The following is a 13,745-nucleotide window of genomic DNA, read 5'->3' as shown; positions in this document are numbered from 1 at the left end:
TCAAGCATCGGCATCGTCTCCGAACCCGTATAGCTCCAGCGTGCTGACGCCGGCCCTGATCTGTTCGATCTTCCGCTGTTCGTCCGCCTCGCGCGCTTCTCCGCCTTCCAGCACTTTCGTGACATCGGCCGCGGGAATCGCGACGACGCCGTCCCGGTCGCCGACGACAAGGTCGCCGGGCGCAATTTCGACCGCACCGATGGTCAGCGGCTGCTGGACGCAAGACGGAACATCGAACCCCTTGATCGTCCCCTGAATGCAGATGCCGTTGGAAAAGACCGGGAAAGCCATCGCGGCAAGGCCGGCGCTGTCGCGCACGCCGCCATCGATCACGAGCCCGGCCAGGCCGCGCGCGATCGCCGCCTCGTTCAGGATATCCCCCCAATATCCGCCTTCGATGCCGCCGCTGGTCGACACGACCAGCACATCGCCGGGCGAGGCGCGATACAGTGCGCGGTGGATCCACAAATTATCCAGTTGCGGCACCACTACCGTGAAGGCAGGGCCCGCCAGGCGCATTGCCGGATCGACCGGCTTGATCGCCGAGGGCAAAGCCCCGATCCGTCCCGCGGCCTCGTGCAAGGTCGCCGCGCCCAAGGCGCGCGCGCGGTCGATCATGCCCCCTGCAAGGTTCGTATCAGAAGCGGTCATCTATTCTCTCGTTTCGAATGGCAGCGCTTTGCGCGTTGCTCACACAGAAGCCTTGCCAGGTCCAGCATAGGGCGGCGCGATGAAATCATGCTCGAGCGTCACATAGCGCATGAAGGAGCCGAAATTGGCCTTTCCGTCCTCCAGCCAGGCACGGCGACCTTCCGAATCCGGCGTCTGTTCGGCGGGATCGCTCGACATCCAGCTCTGGCCGATCATGTCGACTTCTCCCAGGCCCGGGATCTCGGGCAGGGCCGGCATGGTGGGACGGCGCACGATCTCCGAAAGCACATAACCGCGCAGGCCGGGCACGTTCATCGATAGCGGGCCATGCACTTCGAGCATATGCCGCACGAAATCCTCACGCGTCTGTTCGGGCTTCCTAAAGATCAAGGTTATGACCTTATGGCCGCCGCGCATCGGTGGCGCAAAGATATGTTCGCGCGTGACGAAAATGTTAATCGCCCCGATATAGGTTGGCGCAGCGCCAAGCCAGTCGCGGACAAAGGGGTCGGCCTTGGCCTGCGCGGCGCGATCGATCCCCGGCGCCTGCCAGGATTCTGCAATCCCGTCGAGTTCGGGTGCGCCGCCCGCCCGGCTCCGCGCGCGGCCCGCATCCTCGATGACCTCACCGAGGACGAAGCCCTCAATCCCCTGTATTTTAAGGGATCCGGGGCCGTGCTCACCAAGCCACTTGGCTTTGAACTGATCGGGCGTCGTGTCCGGCTTGCGGCGGATGAAGGACAAGGATTTGCTGAGCGGTGTTGCTTCCGCGGAGGGTGAATTGGCCATCAGCGAGCCCGCTTCCGGGCGGAGGCCGGTTGCCGGTCTTCGAAATGCGGCGCCGGTGTGGGGCTGTGCGAATTGCGTTTCGAGAATCCGGATCGTTTCATGCGTATAATTCCTTGCGGGTGGATGGCGCTTGCGTCGTTGCGCGACTTGAAAAGACTAGCAAACTAGTTCATTGGCAGTCAATCATGCTGGCAAGGTTCCAGGCAAGGAACGGGAAGGTTTGCGATGGCGATCCGTGATTTCGATCTCAAGAGGCGCGAAGCGAATATGGTTCTGGTCGGCGCGGCGCTGGCCGCCGCCAGCCCGGCGCGCGCCCTGATTCCCGATGCGCGACCCGGCTTCAAGGTCACCGAATTTCTGCGCGCGCATGACGCTCTTTCGCGCGATGCGCTCCTCCTGCAATGGGAAACCGATCGCGCGCCGCTGTTGCTGGATCTTCCGGGCATACGCGGGCTATCCTTCAACCAGGTCGATCCTTCCCGTTCGCCCGATGCCTCGTTCGACGGCATCGTCGAAATGTGGTTCACGAGCGAAACCGCCTATCGCCACGCCTTCGACGAAGGCGATCCGGAACTGCTGCAGGCGTTGGCCTATAACTGGCGGCAATTTGCCGATGGCCCGGCGATGGGCTTCACCACGAGCGAAATCCCGATCGTCACCCGCGCCGAAGATCGGCCGCGGGGCACGGCCAAGCGGATCGGCCTTGTCGGGCGGCATCCGGGCACCAGCGAAGCCTCTTTCTTCGACGACTGGCTCGGCCACGCGCACGACGCCGCCGAGCAGCCGGGGCTGTGCGACTATTATCTCAATTTCCGTACCGGCGTCCGCCTGCCGAGCATGGCCTGGGACGGCTATGCGGAAATGTGGTGGACCGATTGGGAAACCTTCGAAGCCGCGCGCACCACCATCCAGCCGGGGCTCGCCCATCGCCTGGCCTTTTTCGATGCCCATGAACTCTTCTATGTTGAAGAGCATGTCGCCATGGAACCCAGCTTGGGTTGAGTCGATCAGTCCCGAGCTTCAGAAACCATAGAGAATCTGCGGGTTATCGACCAGAATCTTGTCGCGCAACGCAGTGTCGCCGGCCGTCCATTCGTCCATCAGATCGAGCAAGGGGCCCGCATCGGGCTGGGGCGATATGTTGAGCAGCGGCCAGTCCGTCCCCCAGACCAACCGGTCGGGATTCGCTTCGATCATGGCATCGTGAAACGGGCGCACATCCGAATAGTCCCCGGGCAGGCGGCTGTTGCGGAAGACGATCATCTTCACCCAGATCCGCCCTTCGCGCAGCATGGCGAGCAGCCGCTGGAATTCCGGATCGTCGGTCGTCCGGTCCGAAGGTCCGACCCGCGCAAGATGATCGAGCACCAGCGGCAGATCGAGCGCGAGCAGCCGATCGAAATTCTCCATCAGCAGATCGAACGGCGCGAAGATCTGGGCGTGCAGGCCATGCTCCCGAAATTTGGGCGCCACCGCTTCCAGCACATCGAATCCGCTCGCGCCTTCCAGCCTTTTGCCGGTCGTCTTGCTGATGATCTCGGTAAAGCGCGCGCCGCGCATGCCGGCATCCCGCAACTCCGCCAGCCGGGCGTCGTCGAAGGTCTCGTCGACCACCGCGATGCCGCGGCGCTGTTTGGGGTTTCGCGCGATCGCGTCCAGCGTGCAGCGATTGTCCGTGCCATAGGCCGACGCCTGCACGATCACCGCCCTGTCGAAGCCCATGCTCTCGAGCATCGCCTGATGCGCCTCGACGGGCTGGAGCGGCGGCGTATAGGATCGCCCCTCGGGCAGCGGGAAGCGTTCGAACGGGCCGAAGACATGGGCGTGCGTATCGCAGGCTCCCGGGGGCAGCGGGCGCCTTGGCGCGGAAAAGATCAGGGGTTCGGTCATCGGGCTCTTTGCTATTTTCGTCGAACGGTGTTTGCACCTAACAAATATCATTGTACTAGTTCAATGAACTTTTAGAGCCGGTAAGGCCGAAAACCGAAACGAGGATGCCATGGCGATTGCCCCGACTTCAGGCGCGCGCGCACTAGCCGCCGATGCCCCGCTTTCCGGCTACCAGCTCATGGTGGTCGGGCTGTGTATCCTGATCAACATCTGCGACGGGCTCGATGCGATCGTCACCTCCTTCGCGGCGCCGGTGCTGGTCCAGGACTGGAACCTGCCCGCCGAAGCGCTGGGCCTGATCCACGGCGCCGGCGCGACCGGCCTGATGATCGGCGCCCTGCTCGTGTCGCCCCAGGCGGACCGGATCGGCCGCCGCCCGCTGATTATATTGGGAACCTTCGTCAGCACCTTGGCGATGTTCGGCATGTCGTTCAGCAATTCGGTAGAAATGCTCGTGATATTTCGCTGCCTGTCGGGAATCGCAGTCGGATCGCTGCTGCCGTCGCTCAGCGTCATGGTCATCGAATATTCGAACGAGGCGCGCGGCAATCTCTTCCTCGCGCTGGTGCATATCGGCTTCGCGGCGGGCGCGGCGCTGGCCGGGCTGCTCGGCGCAACGATGCTGGACGAATATGGCTGGCGCGGAATCTTCTTCGCGGCCGGCTGTATCACCGCTCTGGTTTCGCTTGCCGCTGCGATATTGCTGCCGGAATCTCTCTACTTCCTTACCAGCCGCCAACCGCGCAACGCGTTGCCGAAAGCCAACAAGCTGCTTGCAAGGCTGAAGGTCGCGCCACTCGAAAAACTCCCGCCGAAAACGACTGCGCACCGGCGCTCCCCCATCGCCATCGCCGCCCTGCTGGCAAAGCCGCTTCTTTTCGCCACCCTGTTCCTCTGGATGGCCGCGTTCCTGCGCTATTTCGTGAGCTATTTCCTGACGAGCTGGAAGCCGCAAATGCTGGTCCTCGCCGGATTCGACGCCGAAACGGCGGCCACCGTGGGCATATCAACCAGCCTCGCGTCCGCGCTCGGCGTGCTTGCCATGGGTATTCTCGCGACGCGCTTCGGGGCACCGCGCACGGCGTGCGTGACATTCCTTATGGCCGCCGTCGCCATGGTCGGGTTCGGCGTGTTCGATAGCCCGGAGGCGCTGGTTGCCTTTGCCTTGCTTGCGATGTTCTCGATCGAGGCGACCTTTACCGGCGTGATGATCACCGCCGCGCGGCTCTATCCGGAATCGATCCGGGCAACCGGAGTCGGTTTCGCGGTCGGCATCGGCCGCTTCGGGGCGATACTCGGTCCGTCGATCGGGGGCATCGTCATCGGCATGGGGCTGGAGCGGTCCTCCTATATGCTCATCTATGCCGGAGCCGCCACGCTGGGCGCCGCTGCCATCGCGATTGTCGGGATTCTCGCGGCCCGCATATACGCGGAGGGTAAGGCGCCGTCCGCTACCGAAACGGCATGATCGAGCTTCTGATTGCCGACGCCCCGATGCCGGGCGCGCGCTGGCGCGGACAAAGGCGGCAAGGCGGTGGCGGCGTCGCGGATGAGACGCCTTTGGACCTTCGTCTCGGCCCTGCCGACAGGACCGCCGCCGGCTTTGCATGGCAAGGCGCGTGCATAGCGGGAGAGGATGGAGACCCGGATATGTCGTCCGTTCTGCTCTGCAACTTCACCGCTATCCCGGCGGACGCAGAAGAGGAGTTCAACGCCTGGTACGATAGCGAACATGTCCCGCGCTTGGCCGCCCTTCCGGGGGTACGGCGGGCACGCCGCTACCGTTCTGCGGAGCAGAAACCGGCCTATCTCGCGCTGTATGAACTCGATCAGGCGCAAGTCGCGCAGGGCGACGCCTGGCTGACCGCCGCACGCACACCCTGGACGGCGTGGATGAAGCGCTTCACTCGCGATTACCGCAGTTTTCTTTTCGAACCGCTGCCCTAGGGCCGGCTATTCGAATTCCGGTTCGCGCTTTTCCATGAAGGCGTTGACCGCCGTGCGATAATCGGGATGCAGGCCGAGCTTTCCCTGCATCGCCGCCTCGCCATCCAGCGCCTCTTCGATATCGAAACTCGCGGCCTCGTGCACGCGGCGGCGGGTCTCCGCCAATGCGAGGCGCGGTCCCTTTGCCAGTCGCGCCGCCAAGGCTTCGGCTTCGCCAGCGGAATCGCCATCATCCATCACGCGCCAGACGACCCCCCACCGTTCGGCCTGCTCGGCATCGAACCGCTCCCCGGTCAGCAGCAGGGCCATCGCCCGGTTCGCGCCAACCTGCCGCGCCAGCGTCCAGCTCAGCCCGGAATCGGGGCCGAGACCGACACGGCTGAACGGTAACTGAAAGCGCGTCGAGCGGCCTGCCAACACGATATCCGCCGCGAGCAACAAGCCGAGCCCGGCGCCGGCCGCGATGCCCTCGACCGCTGCGATCACCGGAAAGGGCAGCGCCAGCAGGCGACGGATCAACGGATTATAGTTTTCACGCAACGATGCTTCGAGATCGACCTCGCCTTCGGCCAGCATGCCATAGCGCTCGGCAAGATCCTGCCCGCTGCAGAAATAGCCGCCAGCTCCTGTCAGGACGAGCGCCCGCACGCCGGGATCGTCGGCGATGGAATCGAGCGCCTCGCGCAACAGGGCATGGGCTTCGGCATTGATCGGATTACGCCGTTCGGGCCGATCGAGAATCAACGAGGCAACGGCTCCGGACCGCTCCAGCCGGACGGGCTTTGCGTCGCTCATTTCTGCAGGATCGTAACCGCGCAATTGCCGCCGGCGCCGAGCACATGACCCAGGCCGACCTTGGCATTCTCCACCTGACGGGGGCCCGCCTCGCCGCGCAGCTGCTGCACCAGTTCATGCACCTGGCCGAGATGGGACGCGCCGACCGGTTCGCCCTTGCTGATTAGGCCCCCGCTCATATTGACGGGATGGGCGCCGGTCATCGTGGTTACGCCCTCGTCGATCAGCCGGCCGCCTTCGCCGAGCGGGCAGAGCTTGAGCTCTTCGTAAATCTCCAGCTCGCAAAAGGCGTCGGTATCCTGGACCTCGAAACAGTCGATATCCTCGGCCCCGAGCCCGGCCTTGTCATAGGCCTTTTGCGCGGTGACCTCCGTCGGGCCCTCATTGTGCGCGGTCGCGCTCATGCTGTCCGCCGGGCAGCGGAAATCCGCCGAATAGCGGGCGACGGTATGTTCGCAGCTCGCAATCCTGATCGGCGCGCGCGCACCGATCTTGCGGGCATAGTCTTCTGAAGCGACGATGACGGCTGCCGCGCCGTCATCCGGCGCGCAAATCTCCAGCTTGCGGATCGGGTCGCACACCATGGTCGATCCAAGGATTTCCTCCATCGAGAATTCCTTTTGATACATAGCATTGGGATTGTGCACGCTGTTGAGATGGTTCTTGTAGGCGATCTTCGCGATCTGCTCCTCGGTCGTCCCGAACTCATGCATGTGCCGCATCGCCCGCATCGACCAATAGGAGGGGTTCATCGACATGCCCATTTCGATCTGCCAGTCGGCATAGATCATCCGTGGATCCATGAAGCCGCGCGGCATCTTTTCCGCGCCCAGAACCATCACGACATCGCATTCGCCGGACTTGATAGCCAGCACGGCCTGGCGCAGCGCAACGCCGCCGCTCGCGCAAGCCGCTTCGACATCGACGATCGACATGTCCGTCGCGCCCAGTTTGCGAAGGATTCGCGCGCCCGAGGTCGCCGGCAAATACATGCGCGAGAGATAGGATGCGTCGATGTCGGACCAGGCAACCCCGGCATCTTTGAGCGCCATTGCCGCGGCGTAAGATCCGATATCTTCGGCGGATTTGTCGAAGCGGCCAAAAGGATGAATGCCCGCCCCGATGATAACTGTGTCTGTCATTTCCGCCTCACTTCACCGGTTGATATGCAAATTCGACGACGTCGTCCGGGCGCAGCCGCGGGGTAAATTCGACATCAAGGCCGATCGACACATCCGCCGGATCACCCTCAATCGGCGCGACGACGCGAAGGCCTTCGGGCAGTTCGATCAGTCCAAGCGCAAAGGGCTCGAAATTCTCCGGTCCCCTATAGTCGCCCGGCGGGCGATGGCGCACGACCGTATAGGTCCAGACCGTACCGCGGTCCGAAAGGCGTACGGGAGCCATGTCGTCGCTCCCACAATTCGGGCATCGCCCATTTTCGCCGAGCGTCGTTTCGGAGCATTGGCCGCAACGACTGCCCGCCAGACCGACCCTAGACAGGTCAGTCATATCTCCCTCAAACAAGCCGGCCCTCACCGGCCGTGGCACTGAACTTCCTGACGTTCCCAATGATATTCTCCCGACGCTATGGTTGATTTCAATAGAGCAGGTTTATGGTTTTTATCAACTCCCTCATCCTCGAATTATTTCAGCCACGGTGACCGAAGATTGCTTTTACGCGATTCCTAGAAATCGCCATCGGAAGGCCAAGAGAGCCAGCAATTGTTCGAAGAAATCGCGCGCCTTCCCGGCCGCGCCAAGCTCGTGCCTCGCTTTGCAAGCAGCAAGAAACCTGGCTTGTATCAACCAGCTTTATGGATTTTATGAACAGCGGATAGTATCATACATGGACCGGTCTTTTTGAAAACCGGGGGGAAGCCGCCGGGTGACCCCGCTCAATTTACAGGCCAGAGCTACCGAAGCGGAAAGCGAAACGGATGGACAAGAAAAATCATCGCCAAGGGAATCTCGAGCGGCGGACCTTGCTCTCCACAATCGGCGCTATCGGGCTGGGCGCCGCCATCTCCCTGCCCGCCCGCGCCAAGAGCGCCCCTCCCCATCGATTGCCCGCCCAAACCGAATGGGACGCCGAGCCGCCGCAGGCACCGGCGCATAGTGGCCACATCGCAATCGAAGGAGGCCGGCTCTACTATTGGGATACCGGCGGCGACGGACCCGCGATCGTCCTGCTCCACGCCAACACCGGAAGCGCCATGACCTGGGGCTATCAACAACCCGTCATGGCAAACGCCGGGTATCGCGTTATCGGCTATTCCCGGTGGGGGCATCAGGGTTCGGAATTCCCGGCCGGCAGCTCGCTGGGATCAGCCGTCGACGATCTTCGGCATTTGCTCGACGCGCTGGAAATAAACCGCTGCCACATCGTTGCCACGGCGGCGGGCGGCTTCACCGCGGCGGACTTCGCGATTCTCCATCCCGATCGCCTGCATAGCCTGACCATCGCCTCGAGCTGGTGCGGCATTACCGACCCAGATTTCGTTCGTGTTTCCAGGGCCATACTACCGCCCGGTTTTCACGATCTGCCGCCCGAATTCCGCGAGGTTGGGCCATCCTACCGCGCCGGAAATCCGGCAGGAACGGCACGCTGGATCGAATTGCAGCGCGCGGCAATACCCGGAGATCCGGTGCGCCAGCCTCGGTCTGTCGAGGTCACGCCCGATACGCTCGCCCGGTTGCCCTTTCCGATCCTGCTGATGACCGGCGATGCCGATTTGTACATGCCGCCATCGCTCATGCGCGATCTGGCAGCCCGGCTGCCCAACGCCGAGATGGTCGGGATAGGCGAAGCGGGCCATGCAGCCTATTGGGAACAGCCCCGGGCATTCAACCGGGCTGTACTGGAATTTATCGGCGGCTGATTTGCCCCCGACGGCATTCCCAACATCCTTTCCGGAAGGGCCGCTGAATTGGAATTCGGCGCCCGGACCGCCTTATTTGCCGACATGGAGCGACAGCGGCTCCATATAGCTGTGGAGACCCAGTAACCCATGTTCGCGCCCTATGCCGGACGTCTTGGCGCCGCCGAACGGCCTCTCGGCATCCGCGCCGCCATGACGATTGACCCAGGCCGTACCGACGTCCAGCCGGTTTGCGAGTTCGGCGCCACGTTCCGTATCGGCCGTCCACACCGAGCCGCTCAGGCCGAAATCGCTGGCATTGGCACGCCTGATGGCATCGTCCACATCGTCGAAGCGGATAATCGGCAGGATAGGGCCGAAGGGCTCTTCGTCGACAAGCCGGCTGCCCTCCGCGATATCGGCGACGATCGTCGGGCGGAGAAAATAGCCTGGCCGTTCGAGCACATGCCCCCCGGCCACGATACGACCCTCGGTCCAGCGACGGGTATGGTCCAATATGCCGAGCAATTTCTGATATTGGGGGCGGTTCTGCACCGGCCCCATATCGCTTTCGGGATCCATCCCGTCCCCCAACTGGATCGCGTCCGCCATGGCGGCCATCCTCGCCACTACGGCGTGATAGATGTCCGCATGGACGTATAAACGCTTGATCGCCATGCAGATTTGCCCGGCATTGTTGAACGCGGCGGCGAAAATTTTCGGAACGGCCTTGTCGATATCCGCGTCTGGAAGAACTATCGCCGCATCGTTGCCGCCCAGTTCCAGAGTGACGCGCGCAAAATTCGCGGCGGCGGATTTGAGAACGGCCTGCCCGGTCCGTCCGGATCCCGTGAAGCTGATTTTTCGAACCTCGGGAGCGGATGTCAGCCACGCCCCCAACGCGTTGCCACCCGACACGATATTGAGGACGCCGGGCGGGATAGCACCGATAGACGCCTTGCCGAGAAGCAGCGTGGCAACGGGTGTGTAGGGCGACGGTTTCAGGACCATCGTGTTGCCCGTATAAAGTGCCTGCGCGATTTTCTGCGCGGCAAGGATGACGGGGAAGTTCCACGGCGTAATGCCGGCGACCACGCCGAGCGGTCGGTAATGGAGCTCTATTCGGTCCTCTGCAGTGTCGCGAATTATCTGCGGCTCGATCTCTATTGCCGTGAATTTTTCGACGGCAGCCATCGCCTTGGCTATCTCGCCGCGCGCTTGCGCAAGCGGCTTGCCCTGTTCGCGAGTCAGCGCTTCGGCGATCTCGTCTTCATTGCGCCTGACCGCTTCGGCAAATTTGAAAAGGCATTCACGGCGGAATGCAAAGTCCGTCTCGCTCCACGAAGCAAATGCCTTATCCGCTGCAGCGAGCGCATACCTAAGCTCCGATCGCGTTGCATCGGGCACGGTCGCGACCGGCTTTTCGGTCGCCGGGGAAATCACGACCATCTGAGCTTCGCCGTCGGAAACGGCTCCGTCGATCAGGTGGCCATAGTTTGGAATTGGCTTCGATCGTGCCTGCATTTACGAAATCTCACCCGACTGCAGCATGCTCGCGCCATCTCCGATAGATGGGCATCTTGCGCTATCAAAAGTCATATATATGACTTTTATGTCTTTTCAACAGGCTTGTTGCAATTTCGCAAGCGGGTATGGATCGAGGCATATTATCCCGCCAGCGGCGGATCTCAAGTGATAGCGCTGCGGCACGGGCCGGATTAGATCGGGCCAAATTGCAGCCATTTAAGTCGAGATCAATTGACTATAATACTAGTCTTTCATATCAAATCGAATAGATACTTCAGCGTCTTTCACCCAGCGAGCGGAGCCGTCCCATGAGCAGCCCATCTGCCGATAGTCCGAATTTGTCGATGTCCTGCGTGGACGTTTCCTTTGACGAAGGTATCGCCTGGGTAACGCTGAACCGCCCGGAAAAGCGCAACGCGATGAGTCCGACGCTCAATTCAGAGATGCTCGAAATCCTCGAACAGCTGGAGGTCGACGAACGTTGCGGGGTCGTCGTGCTGACCGGAGCAGGCGAAGCCTTTTCCGCCGGCATGGACCTGAAGGAATATTTCCGGGAGACCGACGGCCTGCCACCTGCGCGCGTGCGCAAGATTCGCCAGACGGCGCAGGAGTGGCAATGGCGCAAGCTCATGCATTACGGAAAGCCCACCATTGCGATGGTCAACGGCTGGTGCTTCGGCGGCGCCTTCACGCCGCTCGTGGCCTGCGACCTCGCGGTCGCAGCAAACGAAGCCGTGTTCGGGCTATCCGAAATCAACTGGGGCATCATCCCCGGTGGCAATGTGACCAAGGCCGTTCAGGAAAGGCTCCGTCCCCAGGACGCAGCGCTCTATGTCATGACCGGCCGTAACTTTACCGGCGAGAAGGCAGCCCAGATGGGGCTGGTCTGTGAAGCCGTGCCGCTGTCCGAACTGCGCGTTCATACACGGGCTCTGGCGCTGGAGCTGCTGTCGAAGAACCCGGTCGTCCTGAATGCCGCCAAGATCGCGCTAAAAAAAGTCGCGGATATGAGCTGGGATGTCGCGGAGGATTATCTCGTCGCCAAGGGCGGACAGACGAAGTTCGCCGACAAATCAGGCGGGCGCGACAAGGGGCTCAAACAGTTCCTCGACGATAAAAGCTATAAGCCCGGCCTGCAGGGCTATAACCGTGAAGACTGATGTCCTCGCCGGAATCGACGATGCGCAGGGAGACAAGTTGCAGCGCCTAATGCGGCCGCGATCGATTGCGATTGTCGGCGCTTCGGCCAAGCCGGGATCGACGGGTAGCCGGGTGCTCGCCAATCTTCAGCGGTTCGACTTTGCCGGCGACATCCATCTGGTCAGCCGGAAAGGCGGAGAAATCGACGGGCGCGAAAGCGTGACGAGCCTGACGGATCTGCCGCCGGACATCGATCTTGCCATCCTCGCCATTCCGGGCGCCGGTATCGGCGATGCGGTGGCCGGCTGCGTCGAGCGCGGCATCGGCGCCGCCGTCGTCTATTCGTCCGGCTTTGCCGAAATGGGCGCCGAAGGCCGGATCGAGCAAGACCGTATTGCGAAGATCGCGCGCGATGGCGGGCTGGCGCTGCTGGGGCCCAACTGCATCGGCTTGACCAATTTCATCGACGGGACGCCCCTTTCTTTCGGCGTTCAGCGCCCGGCCGAGATCGCAGCGCCCGCAGTAGCCATCCTTGGCCAGAGCGGTGGCATGGTCGGCAATATCCGTTTGTCCTGCGCGGCGCGCGAGCTCCCGGTGTCCTACACGATATCGACCGGCAACGAGGCGGTGCTGTCGATCAACGATTTCGTCGAATTTGCCGCTGCCAACGATGCCACCCGCGTCATCGCGGTGTTCGCCGAGCAGTTGCGCGATCCGCAGCGCTTTCTCGCCCTTGCGAAAGCCGTCCGGCAATCCGGCAAGCAGATCGTGCTGATCCACCCCGGCGAAAGCGAAGGTGCACAGGAAGCCGCAGCCTCGCATACCGGATCGCTCGTCACCGACCATGCCGTGATGCGGACTCTTGTCACCGAAGCCGGCGTCATTCTTGTCGAAACGCTCGATGAAATGGGCGACGTAATCGAACTCTTGCTGCGATCCGCGGCATTGCCCAAGGCGGGCCCAGCGATCGTGACGGAATCCGGCGCCTTCAAGGGGCTAGCGGCGGATATGTGCGCCCGGCTGAAGCTGGACCTGCCCATATTGGAAGGCGCGACCGGGCAAAAGCTCGCGGCACTGCTGCCGGACTTCGCCCATGTATCGAACCCGCTCGACATCACCGCGCAGGGGCTACAGCAACCAGATCTGTCTGGGCAAGCGGCGGCTGCGCTGCTCGCCGACCGCAATGTCGGCTCGGTGCTCATGGCACTGATGCCGGGTACGCAGGAATTCGGGCTCAAGGTGGCCGAAGCCGTGCTGCCCCATATCCGCGGATCCGAAAAGCCGGTTGTCTATACGATGCTGGGCGACAGCAGCGCTATTGCACCAGAGATTGCGAGCCTGTTGCACGAGGCCGGAATTGCGCTGTTTCGGTCGCCAGACCGGGCGTTGCGCGCACTTGCCCGGCTGCACGAGGCCGGGCGATATTCGCCAGTGACCGACCGTCGCAACGACGCCGTCAAGATCGCTCTGCCCGATACCTCCGGAGTTCTGCCCGAATATCTCGGAAAGGCGCTGCTGGCATCGGCCGGCTTCACGGTCCCAGCAGGCCGGCTGGCAACGTCCGCCAAAGATGCCGTCGCCGCAGCAGCAGAAATCGGCAGGCCGGTTGCAATGAAGGCACAGGCCTCCGCGCTGTCGCACAAAAGCGATATCGGCGCCGTTGCGCTCGGGCTTGAAAAACCGGAAGACATCGCTGCGACCTTCGAGGCGCAGGTTCAGCGCGTCGCTGCCCTTCCCTCGAAGATCGCGCTCGACGGTATCCTCGTCGAAGCAATGCAGCCACGCGATCATGAACTGATCGTCTCCGCCCGGCGCGACGACGATTGGGGACCGATCCTTATGGTCGGCTTGGGCGGTATCTGGATTGAAGTTCTGAAAGACGTCGCCATGCTTGGTGCGGATAGCGATCGCGAGGCCGTGCTCGCCGCGCTCAGAGGCCTCAAAGGCTACGCCCTGTTGAAGGGCGCGCGGGGCCAGCCGCCCGCCGATCTGGACGCGATCGCCGATACGGTCGCGCGATTGGGCGTACTCATTCGCGCAAATCCCCGGATCAAAGAGATCGAGATCAATCCGCTCTCCGCATCGGGCCCGGGCGAAGGGGCGGTCGTGCTCGACGCACTGGTCACGCTGGCCTAGCGGGAAGAC

13 protein-coding genes are annotated in these 13,745 nt (G+C 62.6%); 6 read left to right on the top strand and 7 right to left on the bottom strand.

Going from position 1 to position 13,745, the window contains the following annotated elements; all coding sequences use genetic code 11:
- Entirely contained in the window at positions 1-651 is a 651-nt protein-coding gene (locus H6P80_RS05355) for a 4-carboxy-4-hydroxy-2-oxoadipate aldolase/oxaloacetate decarboxylase (protein WP_235973725.1), read from the bottom strand.
- Positions 652-690: 39 nt separating this feature from the next.
- Positions 691-1,440, bottom strand: a complete 750-nt coding sequence (locus H6P80_RS05350) for an EthD domain-containing protein (RefSeq protein ID WP_185800278.1) — start codon at positions 1,438-1,440, stop codon at positions 691-693.
- A 225-nt stretch (positions 1,441-1,665) separates the two neighbouring features.
- Between H6P80_RS05350 and H6P80_RS05345 the strand changes: the two genes are divergently transcribed.
- The gene (locus H6P80_RS05345; RefSeq protein ID WP_185800277.1) at positions 1,666-2,442 is read left to right on the top strand and encodes an EthD domain-containing protein; all 777 of its coding nucleotides are present in this window, start codon (positions 1,666-1,668) and stop codon (positions 2,440-2,442) included.
- 18 nt (positions 2,443-2,460) lie between these two features.
- Here the strand turns inward: H6P80_RS05345 and H6P80_RS05340 are convergent, their stop codons facing one another.
- Complete coding sequence (locus tag H6P80_RS05340; protein ID WP_185800276.1) at positions 2,461-3,330, bottom strand: amidohydrolase family protein; 870 nt, start codon at positions 3,328-3,330, stop codon at positions 2,461-2,463.
- 109 nt (positions 3,331-3,439) lie between these two features.
- Between H6P80_RS05340 and H6P80_RS05335 the strand changes: the two genes are divergently transcribed.
- Entirely contained in the window at positions 3,440-4,798 is a 1,359-nt protein-coding gene (locus tag H6P80_RS05335) for an MFS transporter (RefSeq protein ID WP_185800275.1), read from the top strand.
- Between the two features lie 182 nt (positions 4,799-4,980).
- Complete coding sequence (locus H6P80_RS16465) at positions 4,981-5,277, top strand: DUF4286 family protein (protein ID WP_235973724.1); 297 nt, start codon at positions 4,981-4,983, stop codon at positions 5,275-5,277.
- A 6-nt stretch (positions 5,278-5,283) separates the two neighbouring features.
- On the opposite strand, the gene H6P80_RS05325 is transcribed toward H6P80_RS16465, so the two are convergent.
- From H6P80_RS05325 to H6P80_RS05315, 3 genes are read right to left on the bottom strand one after another with little or no spacing between them, the layout of a single operon-like run.
- A complete protein-coding gene (locus H6P80_RS05325; RefSeq protein WP_185800273.1) occupies positions 5,284-6,072 on the bottom strand; it encodes an enoyl-CoA hydratase-related protein in 789 nt (262 codons plus the stop codon).
- Positions 6,069-7,214 carry a thiolase family protein gene (locus H6P80_RS05320; protein ID WP_185800272.1) on the bottom strand — a complete coding sequence of 382 codons (1,146 nt, stop codon included), beginning with the start codon at positions 7,212-7,214 and terminating at the stop codon, positions 6,069-6,071. Before H6P80_RS05320 ends, H6P80_RS05325 begins: the two co-directional genes overlap by 4 nt.
- Before the next feature lie 7 nt (positions 7,215-7,221).
- Positions 7,222-7,479, bottom strand: a complete 258-nt coding sequence (locus H6P80_RS05315) for a Zn-ribbon domain-containing OB-fold protein (RefSeq protein WP_235973723.1) — start codon at positions 7,477-7,479, stop codon at positions 7,222-7,224.
- A gap of 533 nt (positions 7,480-8,012) precedes the next feature.
- On the opposite strand from H6P80_RS05315, the gene H6P80_RS05310 reads away from it, so the two are divergent.
- A complete protein-coding gene (locus tag H6P80_RS05310; RefSeq protein ID WP_185800270.1) occupies positions 8,013-8,954 on the top strand; it encodes an alpha/beta fold hydrolase in 942 nt (313 codons plus the stop codon).
- 72 nt (positions 8,955-9,026) lie between these two features.
- On the opposite strand, the gene H6P80_RS05305 is transcribed toward H6P80_RS05310, so the two are convergent.
- Positions 9,027-10,457, bottom strand: coding sequence for an aldehyde dehydrogenase family protein (locus tag H6P80_RS05305; protein ID WP_235973722.1), 1,431 nt, complete (start codon positions 10,455-10,457; stop codon positions 9,027-9,029).
- A 311-nt stretch (positions 10,458-10,768) separates the two neighbouring features.
- On the opposite strand from H6P80_RS05305, the gene H6P80_RS05300 reads away from it, so the two are divergent.
- Together H6P80_RS05300 and H6P80_RS05295 are read left to right on the top strand one after the other, a co-directional pair.
- Positions 10,769-11,620, top strand: coding sequence for a p-hydroxycinnamoyl CoA hydratase/lyase (locus H6P80_RS05300; protein WP_185800269.1), 852 nt, complete (start codon positions 10,769-10,771; stop codon positions 11,618-11,620).
- Positions 11,610-13,736, top strand: coding sequence for an acetate--CoA ligase family protein (locus H6P80_RS05295; protein ID WP_328804935.1), 2,127 nt, complete (start codon positions 11,610-11,612; stop codon positions 13,734-13,736). The genes H6P80_RS05300 and H6P80_RS05295 overlap by 11 nt, the downstream gene beginning before the upstream one ends.
- Positions 13,737-13,745 lie beyond the last annotated feature (9 nt).

It is taken from the genome of Parasphingopyxis marina (genome assembly GCF_014237875.1).
GTDB classification, from domain to species: domain Bacteria; phylum Pseudomonadota; class Alphaproteobacteria; order Sphingomonadales; family Sphingomonadaceae; genus Parasphingopyxis; species Parasphingopyxis marina.
Note: the sequence above shows the minus strand (reverse complement) of the source record. Positions and strands in the feature narration are given on the sequence as shown.

Coding starts and splice junctions, on each gene's coding strand:
- H6P80_RS05355 (WP_235973725.1), bottom strand. CDS start 651: ATGACCGCTTCTGATACGAACCTTGCAGGGGGCATGATCGACCGCGCG.
- H6P80_RS05350 (WP_185800278.1), bottom strand. CDS start 1,440: ATGGCCAATTCACCCTCCGCGGAAGCAACACCGCTCAGCAAATCCTTG.
- H6P80_RS05345 (WP_185800277.1), top strand. CDS start 1,666: ATGGCGATCCGTGATTTCGATCTCAAGAGGCGCGAAGCGAATATGGTT.
- H6P80_RS05340 (WP_185800276.1), bottom strand. CDS start 3,330: ATGACCGAACCCCTGATCTTTTCCGCGCCAAGGCGCCCGCTGCCCCCG.
- H6P80_RS05335 (WP_185800275.1), top strand. CDS start 3,440: ATGGCGATTGCCCCGACTTCAGGCGCGCGCGCACTAGCCGCCGATGCC.
- H6P80_RS16465 (WP_235973724.1), top strand. CDS start 4,981: ATGTCGTCCGTTCTGCTCTGCAACTTCACCGCTATCCCGGCGGACGCA.
- H6P80_RS05325 (WP_185800273.1), bottom strand. CDS start 6,072: ATGAGCGACGCAAAGCCCGTCCGGCTGGAGCGGTCCGGAGCCGTTGCC.
- H6P80_RS05320 (WP_185800272.1), bottom strand. CDS start 7,214: ATGACAGACACAGTTATCATCGGGGCGGGCATTCATCCTTTTGGCCGC.
- H6P80_RS05315 (WP_235973723.1), bottom strand. CDS start 7,479: ATGGCTCCCGTACGCCTTTCGGACCGCGGTACGGTCTGGACCTATACG.
- H6P80_RS05310 (WP_185800270.1), top strand. CDS start 8,013: ATGGACAAGAAAAATCATCGCCAAGGGAATCTCGAGCGGCGGACCTTG.
- H6P80_RS05305 (WP_235973722.1), bottom strand. CDS start 10,457: ATGCAGGCACGATCGAAGCCAATTCCAAACTATGGCCACCTGATCGAC.
- H6P80_RS05300 (WP_185800269.1), top strand. CDS start 10,769: ATGAGCAGCCCATCTGCCGATAGTCCGAATTTGTCGATGTCCTGCGTG.